The organism is Nostoc sp. CHAB 5715, assembly GCF_020829685.1.
Lineage (GTDB): Bacteria > Cyanobacteriota > Cyanobacteriia > Cyanobacteriales > Nostocaceae > Nostoc.
Genome location: NZ_JAIVFR010000772.1, coordinates 1 through 3,692, shown reverse-complemented (window position 1 = coordinate 3,692; position 3,692 = coordinate 1). Strand labels below are relative to the sequence as shown.

Sequence of the window (3,692 nt, the reverse complement as noted above, 5' to 3'; positions counted from 1 at the left end):
GCAGCAGCGCTGGGAGAACTAATTCAAGTAGGTATTGAGCAAGCGGTTAAACAAGAAGCAATTCCGGCAATAGGTCAGCCACAATTGCGCTCTTCCTTTGAGGATTTAATTAAGAATTATGAACCTGGAAAACCCCTGACGATTTCGGCTGCTGTCGATGTAGAACCAGAGGTGAATCTAGTTCAGTACACTGATTTACTTTTCCAAGCTGAAGAAGTCAAGTACGAACCAGAACGAGTGGAGAACACGCTCGACAAGGAACGTCAAGAATTAGCGACATTGATTCCTGTGGAAAGACGTGCAGCCCAAATCGGTGACGTTGCCGTAGTCGATTTTAAAGGTTCATTCGCTAGAGTTGAGGGCGAAGACGAAACAGCTGAATTAGAACCGATTCCGGGAGCTGAAGCAACTGATTTTCAAGTTGAGTTGCAGGAAGATAAGTTTATTCCAGGCTTTATTTCGGGAATAGTGGGGATGAATCCTGAAGAAACCAGAGAAATTGCGGCACAGTTCCCAGATCCTTATGCTAATGAAGATTTAGCTGGAAAAGCGGCAACTTTCACAGTGACGCTCAAAGAACTTAAGGAAAAGGAACTACCAGAAGTAAATGACGATTTCGCCCAAGAAATCAGCGATTTTGAAACCTTAGAGGAGTTACGCGCTTCTTTGGTAGAGCGATATCAAAAAGAGGCGGATGACAAAACAAAAACAAATAAACAGGAAGCGTTGTTAACGGAACTGCTCAAACACGTAGAAGTTGACTTACCAGCAACCATGATTGAGCAAGAAGTGGATGCAATGCTAACCCAAACAGCAATGCGCCTGTCTCAGCAGGGATTAGATGTGAGGAAGTTGTTTACTACAGATATTATTCCTCAACTGCGGGAGCGATCGCGCACTGAGGCAATTGAACGCATCAAACGCTCCTTGTCGTTGCGCGAAGTTGCTAAACGCGAATCTATCCAGGTAACACCAGAAGAAATTGCAGCCAAAGTCACCGAACTTTTGGAACAGTACCCAGAGGAGCAAGACGTTGATGAAGATAGACTGCGCTCAATCGTGGAAAACGAATTATTAACCGAAAAAACCATTGATTGGCTATTAGAACATTCCTCAGTTGAACTTGTACCCGAAGGCTCCTTAAGTCCCGCAGAAGAAACAGAAGCCGCAGAAGAATTAGATGCTGATGCTGATGCACCTCAGACAGAGGAAGAAACCAGCGAAGCTTCGACAGAAGTCACAGAAGGATAATTAAAAATCCCACAGCCATGAATTCACCAGTTCTGAGTTAAAGTACTGGTGAAATGGGTAAGTTAAAAGAGATGAGGGAGCAGGGGGAGATAAGGGAGATGAGGGAGATAAGGGAGATGAGGGAGATGAGGGAGATGAGGGAGATGAGGGAGAAGATTAATAACCAATGCCCAATGCCCAATGCCCAATAACTCTTAACAACTCAGGGATAAAGGCAGAATAATTAAAGAATGAATGAATTTTTAGCAAATTGTGACACATGTTATCGCCTGAGCTTGATACTGTGTTACACGAGAGGAAATTATATGAGGCATAATGGTTAACACGTACCTATAAAATCCCATTCGTGGAAAAGGCAGCATCTGCTGCTGAAACATTTGTCCTAAATTATCGTCAAAGAAAGCTTGTATGCTTGTATCGCAGTCGGGAAATTACCCCATCAGCAACCAAAGTCGAATAAACATTAACTCCCAGTTAAGCAGCCCTAGCAACATCGTGCCGATGGTGGTGGAACAGTCTGGCATGGGAGAAAGGGCTTTCGACATCTACTCCCGCCTGCTGCGAGAGCGGATTATCTTTTTGGGAACGCCAATAGATGATACTGTAGCCAACTCAATCGTGGCTCAGTTGTTATTTCTAGACGCTGAAGACTCAGAAAAAGACATCCAACTGTATATTAATTCTCCCGGTGGCTCGGTCTACGCAGGGATGGCAATCTATGATACAATACAGCAAATTCGCCCTGATGTTGTTACCATCTGTTTTGGATTAGCCGCGAGCATGGGGGCATTTTTGTTGACAGCAGGAGCTGCCGGTAAGCGAATGTCTCTACCCGACTCCCGGATTATGATTCACCAACCACTTGGTGGCGCTCAAGGTCAAGCCATTGACATTGAAATTCAAGCCAGAGAAATTCTTTACATTAAGGCTAAGTTGAATCAGTTAATGGCTCATCATACTGGTCAACCCATAGAAAGAATTGAAGCAGATACTGAGCGCGACTTTTTCATGTCGGCAGAAGAAGCCAAGAACTACGGTTTGATTGATCAGGTCATTTCCAGGCAAAATCTTCCCACAGCAGGGGAAAACGTCACCATTCTGAAATAAGAGGCTGGTATGTCTAAGTACGACTCCCATTTAAAATGTTCGTTTTGCGGCAAGTCTCAAGAGCAGGTGCGTAAATTAATCGCGGGGCCGGGAGTCTACATCTGCGATGAATGCGTTGACTTGTGTAATGAAATACTAGACGAGGAGTTACTCGATACTAATGGTGCGGCAGCACAACCGGCACCAAGAGCAGAACCACCTCAAAAACGGCGTACTCAATCTTCTAGTATTTCGTTTAATCAAATACCCAAGCCAAGAGAGATTAAAAAGTATCTAGACGAACACGTTATTGGTCAAGACGAAGCCAAGAAAGTCCTGTCAGTAGCTGTTTACAATCACTACAAGCGGTTGGCGGTGATTCAGTCTAAAGGCAGTGGCAAAGGTGGGGCGGATGATGCTGTAGAACTGCAAAAGTCCAATATTTTGTTAATTGGCCCGACTGGTTGCGGCAAAACTCTCTTAGCGCAAACCCTAGCGAAAATCCTAGATGTACCCTTTGCCGTCGCTGATGCTACGACGCTGACAGAAGCGGGGTATGTGGGAGAAGATGTGGAAAATATCTTGCTGCGACTGTTGCAGGTGGCAGATTTGGATATAGAGGAAGCGCAACGAGGAATTATCTACATTGATGAAATTGACAAAATTGCTCGCAAGAGTGAGAACCCGTCAATTACCCGCGATGTTTCTGGCGAAGGCGTGCAGCAAGCCTTGCTGAAAATGTTAGAGGGAACGATCGCCAATGTACCACCCCAAGGAGGGCGTAAGCATCCCTATCAAGACTGTATCCAGATTGATACAAGTAATATCTTGTTTGTCTGTGGTGGTGCTTTTGTAGGCTTAGAAAAGGTTGTAGATCAGAGAGTTGGCAAAAAAGCAATAGGCTTTGTGCAACCTGGAGAAGGCCAATCGAAAGAAAAACGGGCAGCAGATACTCTCCGCCATCTAGCACCAGATGATCTAGTAAAATTTGGCATGATTCCCGAATTTATTGGGCGCGTGCCAATGGTAGCAGTAGTAGATCCGCTAGATGAAGAAGCGTTGATGGCGATTCTCACCCAACCACGCAGCGCCTTAGTGAAGCAGTACCAAAAACTGCTGAAGATGGATAATGTCCAGTTAGATTTTAAACCAGATGCTTTACGAGCGATCGCTCAAGAAGCCTACCGCCGTAAAACTGGTGCTAGAGCGCTACGGGGTATTGTCGAAGAATTGATGTTAGATGTAATGTACGAGTTACCATCCCGTAAGGATGTGACACGTTGTACAGTAACACGGGAGATGGTTGGAGTGGAAACAGACCAACCCATGCCGTCATCCTCGGACTTGATCCGAGG

Annotated in this window: 4 protein-coding genes; all 4 read left to right on the top strand. The window is 45.2% G+C overall.

Features of this window, described 5'->3' with window-relative positions; translation table 11 throughout:
- Positions 1 to 1,251: trigger factor (tig, locus tag LC574_RS30955; protein WP_229457413.1), on the top strand; the 1,251-nt coding region annotated here is incomplete at its 5' end.
- Positions 1,252 to 1,304: 53 nt separating this feature from the next.
- A complete protein-coding gene (locus LC574_RS30950; protein WP_229457412.1) occupies positions 1,305 to 1,442 on the top strand; it encodes a hypothetical protein in 138 nt (45 codons plus the stop codon).
- Between the two features lie 217 nt (positions 1,443 to 1,659).
- Positions 1,660 to 2,358 carry an ATP-dependent Clp endopeptidase proteolytic subunit ClpP gene (clpP, locus tag LC574_RS30945; RefSeq protein ID WP_229457411.1) on the top strand — a complete coding sequence of 233 codons (699 nt, stop codon included), beginning with the start codon at positions 1,660 to 1,662 and terminating at the stop codon, positions 2,356 to 2,358.
- A gap of 9 nt (positions 2,359 to 2,367) precedes the next feature.
- The coding region (clpX, locus tag LC574_RS30940) for an ATP-dependent protease ATP-binding subunit ClpX (RefSeq protein WP_229457410.1) at positions 2,368 to 3,692 on the top strand (1,325 nt) is incomplete at its 3' end.

Excerpts from the sequence above, each read along its gene's own strand:
- LC574_RS30950 (WP_229457412.1), top strand. The coding sequence starts at position 1,305 with ATGGGTAAGTTAAAAGAGATGAGGGAGCAGGGGGAGATAAGGGAGATG.
- clpP (WP_229457411.1), top strand. The coding sequence starts at position 1,660 with ATGCTTGTATCGCAGTCGGGAAATTACCCCATCAGCAACCAAAGTCGA.